10 protein-coding genes are annotated in these 15,466 nt (G+C 71.7%); 5 read left to right on the forward strand and 5 right to left on the reverse strand.

The annotated features are described in order from the left end of the window. Nucleotides 1-178: 178 nt before the first annotated feature. The 3 genes from AC5WRL_RS04405 to AC5WRL_RS04415 are packed head-to-tail and all read left to right on the forward strand — an operon-like array spanning nucleotide 179 to nucleotide 3,783. Entirely contained in the window at nucleotides 179-1,696 is a 1,518-nt protein-coding gene (locus AC5WRL_RS04405) for an MmgE/PrpD family protein (RefSeq protein ID WP_496086941.1), read from the forward strand. Then, a complete protein-coding gene (prpB, locus tag AC5WRL_RS04410; protein ID WP_496086942.1) occupies nucleotides 1,696-2,601 on the forward strand; it encodes a methylisocitrate lyase in 906 nt (301 codons plus the stop codon). The genes AC5WRL_RS04405 and prpB overlap by 1 nt, the downstream gene beginning before the upstream one ends. 21 nt (nucleotides 2,602-2,622) lie before the next feature. Then, on the forward strand, nucleotides 2,623-3,783 hold the full coding sequence (locus AC5WRL_RS04415; RefSeq protein ID WP_496086943.1) for a bifunctional 2-methylcitrate synthase/citrate synthase: 1,161 nt from the start codon (nucleotides 2,623-2,625) through the stop codon (nucleotides 3,781-3,783). Nucleotides 3,784-4,158: 375 nt separating this feature from the next. Here the strand turns inward: AC5WRL_RS04415 and coaE are convergent, their stop codons facing one another. The 5 genes from coaE to polA form a co-directional block, all read right to left on the reverse strand. Then, nucleotides 4,159-4,770 carry a dephospho-CoA kinase gene (gene coaE / locus AC5WRL_RS04420; protein WP_496086944.1) on the reverse strand — a complete coding sequence of 204 codons (612 nt, stop codon included), beginning with the start codon at nucleotides 4,768-4,770 and terminating at the stop codon, nucleotides 4,159-4,161. Between the two features lie 9 nt (nucleotides 4,771-4,779). Beyond that, nucleotides 4,780-5,730 (reverse strand): proteasome assembly chaperone family protein, encoded by a 951-nt coding sequence (locus AC5WRL_RS04425; RefSeq protein WP_496087514.1) that lies wholly within the window; start codon nucleotides 5,728-5,730, stop codon nucleotides 4,780-4,782. A gap of 160 nt (nucleotides 5,731-5,890) precedes the next feature. Beyond that, nucleotides 5,891-7,402 (reverse strand): 30S ribosomal protein S1, encoded by a 1,512-nt coding sequence (gene rpsA, locus AC5WRL_RS04430; protein ID WP_496086945.1) that lies wholly within the window; start codon nucleotides 7,400-7,402, stop codon nucleotides 5,891-5,893. A gap of 399 nt (nucleotides 7,403-7,801) precedes the next feature. After that, nucleotides 7,802-9,238 carry a lytic transglycosylase domain-containing protein gene (locus AC5WRL_RS04435; protein ID WP_496086946.1) on the reverse strand — a complete coding sequence of 479 codons (1,437 nt, stop codon included), beginning with the start codon at nucleotides 9,236-9,238 and terminating at the stop codon, nucleotides 7,802-7,804. 466 nt (nucleotides 9,239-9,704) lie between these two features. Further along, on the reverse strand, nucleotides 9,705-12,413 hold the full coding sequence (polA, locus tag AC5WRL_RS04440) for a DNA polymerase I (protein ID WP_496086947.1): 2,709 nt from the start codon (nucleotides 12,411-12,413) through the stop codon (nucleotides 9,705-9,707). A 150-nt stretch (nucleotides 12,414-12,563) separates the two neighbouring features. Between polA and AC5WRL_RS04445 the strand changes: the two genes are divergently transcribed. Together AC5WRL_RS04445 and AC5WRL_RS04450 are read left to right on the forward strand one after the other, a co-directional pair. Beyond that, nucleotides 12,564-14,855 carry an FdhF/YdeP family oxidoreductase gene (locus tag AC5WRL_RS04445; RefSeq protein WP_496086948.1) on the forward strand — a complete coding sequence of 764 codons (2,292 nt, stop codon included), beginning with the start codon at nucleotides 12,564-12,566 and terminating at the stop codon, nucleotides 14,853-14,855. 64 nt (nucleotides 14,856-14,919) lie between these two features. Then, the gene (locus tag AC5WRL_RS04450) at nucleotides 14,920-15,420 is read left to right on the forward strand and encodes a PaaI family thioesterase (protein WP_496086949.1); all 501 of its coding nucleotides are present in this window, start codon (nucleotides 14,920-14,922) and stop codon (nucleotides 15,418-15,420) included. Nucleotides 15,421-15,466 lie beyond the last annotated feature (46 nt).

The following is a 15,466-nucleotide window of genomic DNA, read 5'->3' on the forward strand; positions in this document are numbered from 1 at the left end:
CCCGTACATCGCCGTACGTACCTCCCCCGGCTTGCGAATCTAGCATCCGCAAAGTTCGCAGGATTCGCTGTTCCACACCTTCCGGCGGATGGATTTCGCAGCGTGGACGGGTCGCTCGCCGCTTCCCCGCAGGGAAGTCTCACAGTGAAAACACCACCACCCCCGGCCGAGGAGTCCCGTGATCGACCATCAGGTACGCGTCCACGCCAGCGCCGATCCGCTGCCCCGCGAGGATCAGCTCGCCTGGCGGCTGGCCGCCGTCGCCACCGGCACCGCCGACGCCGCCGAGCAGGACCCGCGCGCCGTGGAGATGGCCGCCAACCGGGTGATCGACAACGCCGCCGTGGCCGTCGCCGCGCTGCGCCGCCGCCCGGTCGCGGTCGCCCGCGCCCAGGCCCTCGCGCACCCGGCCGCCGCCCCCGGCGCCACCGTGCTCGGCGCCCGGCGCCGCGTCACCCCCGAATGGGCCGCCTGGGCCAACGGCACGGCGGTCCGCGAACTCGACTACCACGACACCTTCCTGGCCGCCGACTACTCCCACCCCGGCGACAACATCCCGCCGCTGCTCGCCGTCGCCCAGCACACCCGCCGCACCGGCGCCGACCTGCTGCGCGGCATCCTCGCCGGCTACGACCTCCACGTCGCCCTGGTGCGCGGCATCTGCCTGCACAAGCACCGCATCGACCACGTGGCCCACCTCGGCGCCGCCACCGCCGGCGGCATCGGCGCGCTGCTGGGGCTGCCCACCGAGGTCGTCCACCAGGCGATCCAGCAGGCCGTGCACACCACCACCGCCACCCGGCAGTCCCGCAAGGGCGAGATCTCCAGCTGGAAGGCGTTCGCCCCGGCCTTCGCCGCCAAGGCCGCCATCGAGGCCGTCGACCGGGCGATGCGCGGCGAACGCTCCCCCTCCCCCATCTACGAGGGCGAGGACGGCTTCCTCGCCCGGCTGCTGGACGGACCCGACGCCGCGTACACCGTGCCGCTGCCCGAGCCCGGCGAGCCGCGCCGCGCCATCCTCGACACCTACACCAAGGAACACTCCGCCGAATACCAGGCGCAGGCCGTCATCGACCTCGCCCGCCGGCTGCGCGAACGCACCGGCCCGCCGGCCGGCATCGCGCGGATCGTGCTGCACACCAGCCACCACACCCACCACGTGATCGGCTCCGGCTCCGGCGACCCGCAGAAGTACGACCCGGCCGCCACCCGGGAGACCCTGGACCACTCCGTGCCGTACATCTTCGCCGTCGCCCTGGAGGACGGCGCCTGGCACCACGAGCACTCCTACACCCCCGAGCGCGCCGCGCGGCCGGGCACCGTCGCCCTGTGGCAGCGGATCTCCACCGTCGAGGACCCCGAGTGGACCCGCCGCTACCACCATCCCGACCCCGAGCGGCGGGCGTTCGGCGCCCGCGCCGAGATCACCCTGCGGGACGGCACCGTCATCGAGGACGAACTCGCCGTCGCCGACGCCCACCCGGCCGGCGCCCGCCCCTTCGACCGGGCCGCCTACCACGCCAAGTTCCGCGCCCTGGCGGCCGACAGCGTCCAGCCCACCGCCCAGGACGACTTCCTGGCCGCCGCCGGCCAACTGCCCACCCTGGACGCCGCCGGCCTGGACGCGCTCTTCCCCGCCGTCGACACGGCGGCCCTCGCCGACCACGACCGCCGCCTCCCGAAGGGCCTGTTCTGATGTTCCACACCCGCACCACCGCGGCCGGCCGCCGCCGCGCCCTGCGCGACCGGCTCGCCACCGGCCGGCTGCTGCAACTGCCCGGCGCCACCAGCCCGTACACCGCCCGCCTCATCCAGGAGCACGGCTTCGAGGCCGCCTACCTCTCGGGCGCCGTGCTCGCCGCCGAGCTGTGCCTGCCGGACATCGGCCTCACCACCGCCACCGAGATCGCCGGCCGCGCCCAGCAGATCACCCGGGTCACCGACCTGCCCGTCCTCATCGACGCCGACACCGGCTTCGGCGCACCCGTCAACGCCGCCCGCACCGTCCAGCTGATGGAGGACGCCGGCCTGGCCGGGCTGCATCTGGAGGACCAGATCGCCGTCAAACGCTGCGGCCATCTGGACGGCAAGACCCTGGTCACCCGCGACGAGATGGTCCAACGGGTACGCGCCGCCGCCCAGGCCCGCCGCGACCCGGACTTCCTACTGATGGCCCGCACCGACGCCCGCGCCGTCGAGGGCCTGCCGGCCGCCATCGACCGGGCCAAGGCGTACGTGGAGGCCGGCGCGGACGCCATCTTCCCCGAAGCGCTCTCCGGCGAGGCCGAGTTCGCCGCCTTCCGGGACGCCCTGGACGTACCGCTGCTCGCCAACATGACCGAATTCGGCAAGACCCCGCTGCTGACCGCCGCCCAACTGGAAAACCTCGGCTACACCATCGCCCTCTACCCCGTCACCCTCTTCCGGCTCGCCAACGGCGCCGTCGAGGAGGGCCTGCGCACCCTCGCCGACACCGGCACCCAGGAGTCCCTGCTGCCCCGGATGCAGACCCGCTCCCGGCTCTACGAGGTGCTCGACTACGCCGGCTACACCGCCTTCGACTCCTCCGTCCACGACTTCACCCTCCCGCCCGGCAGCTGACCCGACCCGCTGGAGACAGCCATGAGCACCCTCACCCCCGCGCAGCCCCAGATCCACCGCGGTCTGGCCGGCGTCGTCGTGGACACCACCGAGATCTCCACCGTCATCGAGGCCACCAACTCCCTCACCTACCGCGGCTATCCGGTCCAGGACCTGGCCGGACGCCACTCCTTCGAGGAGGTCGCCCATCTGCTGTGGTACGGCGAACTCCCCGACGCCGTACAGCTGCGCGAGTTCCAGGCCCGCGAGCGCGCCATGCGGCCCCTGGACCGCACCACCGCCGAACTGCTGGCCACCCTGCCGCGCACCTGCCACCCGATGGACGTACTGCGCACCGCCGTCAGCTTCTTCGGCGCCGAGGACCCGGCCGAGGACGACAGCAGCCCGGCCGCCAACCGCGCCACCTCACTCGCCCTGCTGGCGAAGCTGCCCACCGTCGTCGCCGCCGAGCTGCGCCGCCGCCGCGGCCTGGCCCCGATCGGCCCGGACGGCTCACTCGGCTACGCGGAGAACTTCTTCCACATGTGCTTCGGCGAGGTGCCGGACCCGCGGACCGTCCGCTGCTTCGAGATCTCCCTCATCCTGTACGCCGAACACAGCTTCAACGCCTCCACCTTCACCGCCCGGGTGGTCACCTCCACCCTCTCCGACCTGTACAGCGCGGTCACCGCCGCCATCGGCGCGCTCAAGGGCCCGCTGCACGGCGGCGCCAACGAGGCCGTACTCCACACCCTGCGCGAGATCGGCGACCCCGACCGGGTGGCGCCGTGGCTGGAGGCGGCACTGGCCGGCCACCGCAGGATCATGGGTTTCGGGCACCGCGTGTACAAACACGGCGACTCCCGGGTCCCGATCATGCAGCGGGCCACCGACGAGCTGGTGGCCGCCGCCACCGACCCGGCCGCCCTGCGGCTGGCGGCGCTGCACGGCGCGCTGCGCGAGGAGGTGTTCGCCCGCAAGGGCATCCACCCCAACCTCGACTATCCGGCGGCGCTCGCCTACCACCTGATGGGCTTCGACGTGGCCGCCTTCACCCCGATCTTCGTGATGAGCCGGATCACCGGCTGGACCGCCCACATCACGGAACAGCTGGCCGCCAACTCCCTCATCCGGCCGCTCGCCGCCTACGCCGGCCGGGACGAGCGCCCCGTGCCAGGGACGAACGGTCCGGCCACCGGCTAGGTCCTGTCTGACACATGGCGCCGGTCAGGCCCGCGTTGTCTGGTGCAGGGGGCACCTCCCGGCCATGGGGTATCCCCCGCTCGAAGAGCTTGGGGAGGGCTGGGGGCGCATCGCACGGCGGAGGGGCATCCTCGCTGGGGCATCCCCTGCTCGAAGAGCTTGGGGAGGGGCTACTTGGGCGTCTCGACAGCTCTGCTTCCCAGGTCCCTCAACAGAGCAGAGACGGAGCGAAGCGGAGTGCAGCGAGGTTCCCCCAGGCCCTTGGGGGCCTGGGAGGTGCCCCCTGTGCCAGGCGACGCGGGCCAGGCGGGATTGTCAGACAGGACCTAGCGAGCCGTACGGTACGGGCCGGCCCGGACCGTACCGCTGGTGCCATCAGGCCCCGGCGGTACGGTTCGGCCACTCCCGCAGCCGCTCCCACAGCCGCTCCACCTGCCCGGCCAGCTCCTCCCGGGTGCCGTCATTGCGCAGCACCACATCGGCGATCGCCAGCCGCTGCTCCCGGCTCGCCTGCGCCGCCATCCGGGCCCGGGCGTCCGCCTCGCTCATCCCGCGCGCCCGCACCAACCGCTCCAGCCGCACGTGCGGCGCCGCGTCCACGACCACCACCAGGTCGTACTGGCCGGCCAGCCCGTTCTCGGTCAGCAGCGGCACGTCGTGCACCACCACCGCCCCCTCGGGCGCCGCCGCCCGCAGCTGTGCCGAGCGCCGCGCGACCAGCGGATGCACGATCGCGTTCAGCGCCGCCAGCCGCTCCTGATCGGCGAAGACGATCCGCCCCAGGGCCGCCCGGTCCAGCGAACCATCGGCCGCCAGCACCCCGGGCCCGAACTCCTCGACCACCGCCGCCAGCCCCGGCGTCCCTGGTGCCACCACCTCCCGGGCGATCCGGTCCGAGTCCACGACCACCGCACCGTGCTCCGCCAGCAGCCGTACGGCCTCGCTCTTGCCCGCCCCGATCCCGCCGGTCAGTCCCACGCTCAGCATGCCCGCAGGCTACCGTTCGCCGTCCCCCTGCTCCCGCTCGGCGAGGAACCGCTCGAAGACCTCACCCAGCTCGTCGGCGGACGGCAGCTCCGCCGGCTCCGCCACCAGCGAACCGCGCGTCGCCGCCCCCGCCAGCGCGTCGTACTGCTGCTCAAGGCCGCGCACCACCGCCACCAGCTCCGAGTCGCCCTCGGCCAGCTCCCGCTCGATCTCGTTCTGCGTCTTCAGCGCCCGGTTGCGCAGCGCGTGCGCCACCTTCGGCAGCACCAGACCCGTCGCCCCGGTGATCGCCTCAAGCACCACCAGCGCGGCGTCCGGATACCGCGAGCGCGCGATGTAGTGCGGCACGTGCGCCGCCACGCCCAGCACATCGTGCCCCGCCTCGGCCAGCCGCAGCTCCACCAGCGCCGCCGCGCTCCCCGGCACCTGCGCCTCGTCGAACATGCCCCGGTGCGCGGGCAGCAGATCCGTACGGTTGCCGTGCGGCGTCAGCCCCACCGGCCGGGTGTGCGGCACCCCCATCGGAATGCCGTGGAAGGTCACCGCCAGCCGTACCCGCAACCGCTCCACGATCTGCCGCAGCGCCGCCGCGAACCGCTCCCACTCCACATCGGGCTCCGGCCCGGACAGCACGAGGAACGGCTGGTGCGTCTCGTCGTGCACCAGCCGCAGCTCAAGCCGCGGGGTCTCGTACGCCGTCCAGCGGTCACGCCGGAAGGTCATCGCGGGGCGCCGCGCCCGGTAGTCGATCAGCCGGTCGTGGTCGAAGCGCGCCACCGTGGTGTACGGGCGCCCGTCCAGCAGTTCCTCGATGAGCTGCGCGCCGGTCTCCCCCGCGTCGATGAAGCCGTCGAACTGGTAGATCAGCACCGGCCCGGCGCCGTCCACCCCGTCCCCGCTCTGCTCGGCCAGCCGGAGACCACGAGGGTCCCATGCGTACAACTCCTGCGGATCGCGCACCGTCACCGCACCCCTTCCGCTGTCTTGCGTGCACAGTGCTGAACGCCCCCTGACGCCAGGGCATTCCCGGAACATGCGTCAGGGCCCGCGCCCCTGGTGGGGTGCGGGCCCTGACGTCGATCAGCCTGCCCTACCGCTCGGCAGTGTCAGCGGCGAGCGGTCAGCTCTGGCCGCCGGCCAGCTTCTCGCGGAGCGCCGCCAGCGCCTCGTCGGAGGCCAGCGCGCCGGTGTCCTCAGCGCCCTCGGACGAGTACGAGGTGCCGCCGCCACCGCTGCCGCCGGACTGCGGCGCCGGAACGCCGGCACCCGCCGCCTCGGCCTCGGCCTGGGCGTCCGCCTCGCGGGACTTGACGACCTGCGCCTGGTGCTGCTCGAAGCGGGTCTGCGCCTCCGCGTACTGGCGCTCCCACTCCTCGCGCTGCTTCTCGTACCCCTCCAGCCAGTCGTTGGCCTCGGGGTCGAAGCCCTCGGGGTAAATGTAGTTGCCCTGGTCGTCGTAGGACGCGGCCATGCCGTACAGGGTCGGGTCGAACTCGACGGCCAGCGGGTCCGGGCCGAAGTTCTCGTTCGCCTGCTTCAGCGAGAGGCTGATGCGGCGACGCTCCAGGTCGATGTCGATGACCTTGACGAAGATCTCGTCGTTGACCTGGACGACCTGCTCCGGGATCTCCACGTGGCGCTCGGCCAGCTCGGAGATGTGGACCAGACCCTCGATGCCCTCGTCCACCCGGACGAACGCACCGAACGGCACCAGCTTGGTGACCTTGCCCGGGACGACCTGACCGATCTGGTGGGTGCGGGCGAACTGCTGCCACGGGTCTTCCTGGGTCGCCTTCAGCGACAGGGAGACACGCTCGCGGTCCATGTCGACGTCGAGGACCTCGACGGTGACCTCCTGGCCGACCTCCACGACCTCCGACGGGTGGTCGATGTGCTTCCAGGACAGCTCGGAGACGTGGACCAGACCGTCCACGCCACCCAGGTCCACGAAGGCACCGAAGTTGACGATGGAGGAGACGACGCCGGAGCGCACCTGACCCTTCTGGAGGGTGGTGAGGAAGGTCTGGCGGACCTCGCTCTGGGTCTGCTCCAGCCAGGCACGGCGGGACAGGACCACGTTGTTGCGGTTCTTGTCCAGCTCGATGATCTTGGCCTCAAGCTCCTTGCCGACGTACGGCTGGAGGTCGCGGACGCGGCGCATCTCGACCAGGGAGGCCGGGAGGAAGCCGCGGAGGCCGATGTCGAGGATGAGACCACCCTTGACGACCTCGATGACGGTACCGGTGACGATGCCGTCCTCGTCCTTGATCTTCTCGATGGTGCCCCAGGCACGCTCGTACTGAGCGCGCTTCTTGGACAGGATCAGCCGGCCTTCCTTGTCCTCCTTCTGGAGAACCAGGGCCTCGATCTCGTCACCGACGGCCACGACCTCGTTGGGGTCCACGTCGTGCTTGATCGACAGCTCGCGGGAGGGGATGACCCCTTCCGTCTTGTAGCCGATGTCGAGCAGGACCTCGTCCCGGTCGACCTTCACGATGACGCCGTCGACGATGTCGCCGTCGTTGAAATACTTGATCGTCTCGTCGATCGCGGCGAGGAAGTCTTCCTCGGAACCGATGTCGTTGACCGCAACCTGCGGGGTGGTCACGGTGGTCTCGGTGCTGCTCGTCATGTGGTAAAGGGCTCCGGTACGGACAAGGTGTCGTAGGCACTGCTACGCATGGGGCCCGTTATCGCACCGCCGAAGCCGGACAGCCTGAGAAGCGCTCACCCGAACCTGGGTTCCGGAAGCGCCCCGATCAACCGAGGGGACATACAACAGATGCGAGCGCGGCCTGCTCCGTCCGAGGCGCACAGGCCCGCAGCGCGTCTTATAGCATACGGGTGCATCCCATCAGGGTCAACGCGTGGTTCGCCCCACCACATGCGATATCGAGCCAAAACCGGCAGTTCACAGGTCAGCCGGGACGTACATCACTCCCCAGCCCGGCGTGGCGCGCGATGGAACTTACGCAAAAGGCGCGCCCCGGGCCAGTGGGGCCCGGAGCGCGCCGTGCGCGGTGCCGGTGGTTCAGACGCGGCGGGTGACGGTCTCGACGGCCGGCGTCACGGGGGCTTCGCCGTCCGCCCCGTCCTCGTCCTGCTCCTCGTCGTCGGTGTCCTCGGGGTCGTCGCACCCCTCGACGGCGTCGGGGTCCTCGGCGTCGGGATCCGTCTCGGTGGCCCCGGCATCGGTCCTGACCTCGGTCCCGGTCCCGGCATCGGTCCTGACCTCGGTTCCGGTTCCGGTTCCGGTTCCGGCATCAGCGTCCTCGCCGGGCTCCTCCTCGTCCGGGTCCACCGGGCACTCGGGCTCCTCGCCCGGCTCCTCGGGGTTCTCCGGGTCCGGGTCCGGGTCCGGCTCCTCGCCGCCCGGGTTCTCCGTCCCGGGTTCCTCGGCCGGCGGGTCGGCCGGCTTGCCGCCGTCCTCCTTGGGCGGAATCGGCTTGATGCCGCCGGTGACCGGGTCAGGATCCTTGGGAGCGGTGGGCTTCCCGCCATCGCCCGGCGGGGGCGTCTGGGGCCTGGGCTCCGGGGCCGGCTGCTCCCGCTTGCCGTCCTGCTTGCCGTCCCGCTCGGTGCCGCCGGACGGCTTGCCGGGCCCGGGACTGGTGGGCAGTTGCCCGGTACCGTCCGGCACCTCGTGGGTGCCCTGGTAGTAGAAGTCCAGCCAGGAGCGCACCGTGCGGACGTAGTCCCACGAGTGGTTGTAGCTCAGCAGCGCGCGGTTGAGGCCGTCCTCGGTGGTCAGGTCGCGCCCGCCGGCGCAGAGGTAGTTCCCGGCCGCCAGAGCCGCGTCATACACGTTGTTGGGGTCCTTGACGCCGTCCCCATTGCCGTCCGCACCCCAGATCGCCCAGGTGGACGGGATGAACTGCATCGGACCCACCGCCCGGTCGTAGACCGGGTCGCCGTCCCACCGGCCGCCGTCCGTGTCGAGAATCCTGGCGAAGCCGTTGCCGTTGAGCTGCGGGCCCAGGATCGGGACGAGAGTGGTGCCGTCGGCGTCCACCCTGCCGCCGCTGGCGTGGCCCGACTCGACCTTGCCGATCGCCGCCAGCACCTGCCAGTCCAGGCCGCAGCCGGGCGTGGAGCGCGCCAGCGCCGCCTCGGCCCGCTTGTAGGCGTCCAGCACGGTGGCCGGGATACCGGCCTCCGCCGCCCCCACCAGGCCGCCGGCTCCCCCGCCGGCCCCACCCTCGTCGTCCGGGTCGTACCCGAGATCCAGCGGCGGCTCGGCCGGGCCGATCAACCGCAGCGGCGGCAGGTCGGTGTGGTACGGCAGCCCCAGTTCCTCCTGGGAGAACTCCGGCTGCTCCTGTGCGGTGTTCTCCCGTGCGTCCGGCTCGCCCGCGGGCTCGGCGCCCAGCACGTCGGACGCCTGGGAGGCGGTCAGCGCGGCCATGGCGACCGCCGCCACCGCCGAGCCGGATATCCCCCTGCGGATCCTCCCGATGCGCAACGTCACACGAGTCCCCTCCCTTGTCACGCTCAGTCCCCATCGACGGGTTCGACATTACGATACGTGCGAACACGGTTGCCCGCAGGCGCCCGAACGTGCGCGCGTGTCCCAACCCCGTGACACTTTGAGGAACTTGCCGCTTCCCGCGCGGCACCCGCGCGGGAAGCGGCCCGCCGTGACCGGCCGTCCGGCGCGGGGGGCCGGTTTCCGGGCGGACCGCATCGATGTGGCCGGCCCGGCCCCGCCCGGACCGGGCCGTCTCTTTTGGATCTTCGTGGATCAGGCCGCGTCGTCGGATGCGGTGCATCGCAAGGCGCCCGGGGTGCCCTCCCGGTGATGTCCTTCGGGCAGTCCGGCAACGCACCGAGGCTCCCCCAGCCCTCCCCAAGCTCTTCGAGCAGGGAATACCCCATGGCCGGGAGGTGCCCCCTGCAGCCGGCGGCGCGGCCCGCGAAGAACCGAAAGAGACGGCCTAATGCGCGGCCGACTCCCAGGTAGGGCCCCAGCCGACCGAGACGTCCAGCGGGGCCAGCAAGGTGACCGCGCTCGGCATCTGTTCGCGGACCAGGGCCTCCACCGCCTCGCGTTCACCCGGTGCGACCTCCAGCACGATTTCGTCGTGGACCTGGAGCAGCATCCGCGAGCGCAGCCGCCGTTCCGTCAGGGCCTCGTCCACCCGCAGCATCGCGATCTTCACGATGTCCGCCGCCGTGCCCTGGATCGGGGCGTTGAGGGCCATCCGTTCGGCCATCTCCCGGCGCTGCCGGTTGGAGCTGGTGAGGTCCGGCAGATACCGGCGGCGGCCCAGCATGGTCTCGGTGTAGCCGGTGGCCCGCGCCTCGTCGACCACCCGCTGGAGGTAGTCCCTCACCCCGCCGAAGCGTTCGAAGTAGGTGTCCATCAGCTTGCGCGCCTCGTCGGGGCTGATCGACAGCTGCTGGGAGAGGCCGAACGCGGACAGGCCGTACGCCAGCCCGTAGCTCATCGCCTTGATCTTCCGGCGCATCTCGGCGTCCACGCCGTCCTTGGCGACGCCGAAGACCTGCGAGGCGACCGTGGTGTGCAGGTCCTCCCCGGAGGTGAACGCCTCGATCAGCCCGGCGTCCTGGGACAGGTGGGCCATCACCCGCAGTTCGATCTGGCTGTAGTCGGCGGTCAGCAGCGTCTCGAAGCCCTCGCCGACCACGAACCCGCCGCGGATCGCGCGGCCCTCGTCCGTACGCACCGGGATGTTCTGGAGATTGGGGTCGGTGGAGGAGAGCCGGCCGGTGGCGGCCACCGTCTGCTGGAAGGTGGTGTGGATCCGGGCGTCCGAGGCGATCGTCTTGATCAGCCCCTCCACTGTGGTGCGCAGCTTGGCCTGCTCCCGGTGCCGCAGCATGATCACCGGCAGGTCGTGTTCGGTCTGCCCGGCCAGCCACAGCAGGGCGTCCGCGTCCGTGGTGAAGCCGGTCTTGGTCTTCTTCGTCTTCGGCAGGCCCAGCTCGCCGAAGAGCACTTCCTGGAGCTGCTTGGGCGAGCCCAGGTTGAATTCGTGGCCCACCGAGGCGTGCGCCTCGGTGACCGCCTGCTGCACGGCGACGGCGAACCGCTGCTCCATGCGCTCCAGATGCGCCCGGTCGGCGGCGATGCCGGCCCGCTCCATGCGGGCCAGCAGCGCGGAGACCGGCAGCTCCAGATCGTGCAGCAGTTCGCCGGCGCCGACCTCGGTCAGCCGGCCCTCGAAGGCGGTGCCCAGGTCCAGTACGGCGCGGGCCTGCCGCATGAGCGCCTGTGCCTCGGCCTCGTCGTCGGCGCCGAACGCCAGCTGGCCGCCGTCGTCCTCCGGCTGGTCCAGCTCGCGGCCCAGGAACTCCACGCTGAGCGCGTCCAGCGCGAAGGAGCGGCGTCCCGGCTGTACGAGGTAGGCGGCCAGGGCGGTGTCCATGGCGATCCCGGCCAGGGTCCAGCCGTGTTCGGCGAACACCCGTTGCAGGCCCTTGGCGCCGTGCACCACCTTGGGCCGGCCGGCGTCCGCCAGCCAGTCGCCGAACGCCCGCTCGTCCGCCTCGTCCAGCGCCGCCGGGTCGAACCAGCCGGCCGGCCCGTCCCCGGTGGCCAGCGCCACGGCGCGTACGGCGCCAGCGCCCAGTTTCCAGTCGTCCACGGTGGCCACACCCAGCCGCTGCCCGCCGTGCCCGGCCAGCCAGGGCCCCAGCTCGCCCGCCGTCAGCAGTGTCCCGTCCACGGTGACGCCCTCGGCGAGGACGAGCTCCTCCCCGGCCGCGCCGGGGTCGACCGCGAACAGCCGCTCCCGCAGGCTGGGGTTGCGGAACTCCAGCACATCGAGGAGGACCGTCATCGCCTCCCGGTCGTACGGGGAGCGCACCAGGTCCACCGGGCCGCACTCCAGCTCCATGTCCCGGACCAGCTCGGTCAGCTCACGGTTGAGCCGTACCGACTCCAGGTGCTCGCGCAGATTGGCGCCGGCCTTCCCCTTGACCTCCTCCGCCCGCTCCAGCAGTTCGTCCAGCGAACCGAACTGGTTGATCCACTTGGTGGCGGTCTTCTCCCCCACCCCCGGGATGCCGGGAAGATTGTCCGACGGGTCGCCGCGCAGGGCGGCGAAGTCGGGGTAACGGGCCGGGGTCAGCCCGTACTTCTCCTCCACCTTCGCCGGGGTGAACCGGGTCAGCTCGGAGACGCCCTTTGTCGGATACAGCACCGTCACCCGGTCGCTGACCAGCTGGAACGCATCCCGGTCGCCGGTGACGATCGACACCTGGAAGCCCTCGTCGGCCGCACGGGTCGCCAGCGTGGCGATCACATCGTCGGCCTCGAAGCCGTCCACGGCGAAGCGCCGCACCCGCATGGTGTCCAGCAGTTCCCCGATCAGCTCCACCTGCCCCTTGAACTCGTCGGGGGACGCCGAGCGGGTCGCCTTGTAGCCGTCATAGCGCGCCGAGCGCCAGGTCTTGCGCGAGACATCGAACGCCACCGCCAGATGCGTGGGCTCCTCATCACGCAGCGTATTCGCCAGCATGGAGGCAAAGCCGTAGATCGCGTTCGTCGGCTGCCCCACCGCCGTCGTGAAGTTCTCCGCGGGCAGCGCGAAAAACGCGCGATACGCCAGCGAGTGCCCGTCCAGCAGGAGCAGGCGCGGCGCCGGGGCCGTCTGGGTTTGCGATGCGTTCTCAGCCACGTCCTCGATCCTCCCACGGACCACTGACAGCGCGGCCCGGCCACGATGGCGCGTCACCACCGGCCGCCCGTGCCGCGCCCTGTGCCACCAGCGGCGGGGCATGGCACGATCATGTCCCGAGCCGCCACGCCGCCGAGGGAGAGCCGTCCCATGTCTGCCAAGCCCCCCGCCTCCGACCCGGTCCAGGACGCCCCGCACGTCGGCGCCCCCAAGGAGAACTCCGTCGGCCTGCCGGCCATCACCCACGCCCTGCGCGCCGCCCAGCAGCAGATGGGGGTACGGCGCACCGCGCTCACCCTGCTGCGGGTCAACCAGCACAACGGCTTCGACTGCCCCGGCTGCGCCTGGCCCGAACCCGGCAAGCCGCACACCGCCGAATTCTGCGAGAACGGCGCCAAGGCCGTCGCCGAGGAAGCCACCCTGCGGCGGATCACCCCCGAGTTCTTCGCCCGGCACTCGGTCGCCGAGCTGCGTGAGCGCTCGGGCTACTGGCTGGGGCAGCAGGGCAGGCTGACCGAACCCATGTACCTCGCCGAGGGGGCCACCCACTACACCCCCATCGGCTGGGACGCGGCCCTGGAGCTGATCGCCGGCGAACTCAAGGCGCTGGACTCCCCCGACCAGGCCGCGTTCTACACCTCGGGGCGCACCAGCAACGAGGCGGCGTTCGTCTACCAGCTGTTCGCCCGCGAGTTCGGCACCAACAATCTGCCGGACTGCTCCAACATGTGCCACGAGTCCTCCGGGCACGCCCTGACCGACACCATCGGGATCGGCAAGGGCAGCGTGCTGCTCGACGATCTGCACCAGGCCGATCTGATCATCATCGCCGGGCAGAATCCGGGCACCAATCACCCCCGGATGCTCACCACCCTGGAGGGCGCCAAGCGCAACGGCGCCAAGATCATCACCGTCAATCCGCTGCCCGAGGCCGGCCTCCAGCACTTCCACAACCCGCAGACCCCGCGCGGCCTGGCCGGGCCCGGCACCAACCTCACCGATCTCTTCCTCCAGATCCGGCTCGGCGGCGACCAGGCCCTCTTCAGGCTCCTCAACAAACTGCTGCTGGAACGCGACGGCGCCACCGACGACGCGTTCATCCGCGAACACACCCACGGCTTCCAGGACTTCGCCACCGCCGCCCGCACCATCACCTGGGACCAGGCGCTGGAGGCCACCGGCCTCACCCGCGAGGGCATCGAGGCCGCCCTGGACATGGTCCTCGCCTCGCGCAGCATCATCGTGTGCTGGGCCATGGGCCTCACCCAGCACAAGAACTCGGTGCCCGCCATCCAGGAGATCGTCAACTTCCTCCTGCTGCGCGGCAACATCGGCCGGCCAGGCGCCGGCGTGTGCCCGGTGCGCGGCCACAGCAACGTCCAGGGCGACCGCACCATGGGCATCTCCGAACGCCCCACCCCGAGCCTGCTCGACGCCATCGAGCGCGAATTCGGCTTCCCACCGCCCCGCGAACACGGCCTCGACGTCGTCGACACCATCCGCGCCCTGCGCGACGGCAAGGTCAAGGTGTTCTTCGCCGTCGGCGGCAACTTCGTGGCCGCCACCCCCGACTCCGCCCTCACCGAAGCAGCCCTCGGCAACGCCGCGCTCACCGTGCAGGTCTCCACCAAACTCAACCGCTCGCACTGCGTCACCGGCCGCCGCGCCCTCATCCTCCCCACCCTGGGCCGCACCGAACGCGACCTGCGCCCGGACGGCGGCGAACAGTTCGTCACCGTCGAGGACTCCATGGGCATGGTGCACGCCTCCCGTGGCCGGCTCGCCCCCGCCGGACCCCAACTGCGCTCGGAGACCGCCATCCTGTGCGGCCTCGCCCGGCACGTGCTGGGCGAGGAAAGCACCACCCCCTGGGAGGGGTTCGCCGCCGACTACGCCCGCATCCGCGACAGCGTCGCCCGCGTCGTGCCCGGCTTCACCGACTTCAACACCAAGGTCGCCCAGCCCGGCGGCTTCACCCTCCCCCACCCGCCCCGTGACAGCCGCACCTTCCCCACCACCACCGGCAAGGCCAACTTCACCGCCGAACCACTCACCTGGCCGCACGTCCCCGAAGGCCGGCTGCTGCTCCAGACGCTGCGCTCCCACGACCAGTACAACACCACCATCTACGGCCTCAACGACCGCTACCGGGGCATCAAGGGCGGCCGGCGCGTCGTCTTCGTCCACCCCGACGACGGCACCCGGCTCGGCCTGCCGGACGGCTCCTACGCCGACCTCACCAGTGAGTGGACCGACGGCAGCGAACGCACCGCCCCCGGCTTCCGCGTCGTCCACTACCCCACCGCGCCCGGCTGCGCCGCCGCCTACTACCCCGAGACCAACGTCCTCATCCCGCTCGACTCCACCGCCGACAGGGCCAACACCCCCACCAGCAAGTCCGTCATCATCCGCCTCACCCCCACCACCGCTGACGCCACCTGATACAACCCTGTACGGACCACCGTCCCGTCACGCCACAAGCGCCGCACGATCGGAGCCGTACGCCATGACCGAACCGACCACCACCAGTACCCGGTTCCCGCACGACATCATCGAGCAGTGGGCCGGCCTCGGCCTCGACCTTCCCCAGCTGTTCTCGGCCGGCGCCCTGGGCGAACGCATGGGCGTCCGCGTCCAGGAAGCCGCCCCCGGCAAGGTCATCGGCACCCTCCCCGTCCAGGGCAACACCCAGCCGTACGGCCTGCTGCACGGCGGCGCCTCCGCCGTACTCGCCGAAACCCTCGGCTCGATCGGAGCCATGCTGCACGGCGGCCCCCAGAAGATCGCGGTGGGCGTCGACCTCAACTGCACCCACCACCGCGCCGTCCGCACCGGCTCCATCACCGGCACCGCCACCCCCGTACACGCCGGACGCACCTCCGCCACCTACGAGATCGTCATCACCGACGACCACGGCAAGCGGGTGTGCACCGCCCGTCTCACCTGCGCCCTGCGCCCCGCCGCCCCCAACGGCAACGCGGAAACGCCGGACCCCGCCACCCACTGAACGAGCGGCGGGGCCCGGCGTACCGGGACCAAGTCCTGGGCGTGTT

The organism is Streptomyces sp. NTD107 (assembly GCF_059510435.1).

Coding starts and splice junctions, on each gene's coding strand:
- prpB (WP_496086942.1), top strand. CDS start 1,696: ATGTTCCACACCCGCACCACCGCGGCCGGCCGCCGCCGCGCCCTGCGC.
- AC5WRL_RS04415 (WP_496086943.1), top strand. CDS start 2,623: ATGAGCACCCTCACCCCCGCGCAGCCCCAGATCCACCGCGGTCTGGCC.
- coaE (WP_496086944.1), bottom strand. CDS start 4,770: ATGCTGAGCGTGGGACTGACCGGCGGGATCGGGGCGGGCAAGAGCGAG.
- rpsA (WP_496086945.1), bottom strand. CDS start 7,402: ATGACGAGCAGCACCGAGACCACCGTGACCACCCCGCAGGTTGCGGTC.
- AC5WRL_RS04445 (WP_496086948.1), top strand. CDS start 12,564: ATGTCTGCCAAGCCCCCCGCCTCCGACCCGGTCCAGGACGCCCCGCAC.
- AC5WRL_RS04450 (WP_496086949.1), top strand. CDS start 14,920: ATGACCGAACCGACCACCACCAGTACCCGGTTCCCGCACGACATCATC.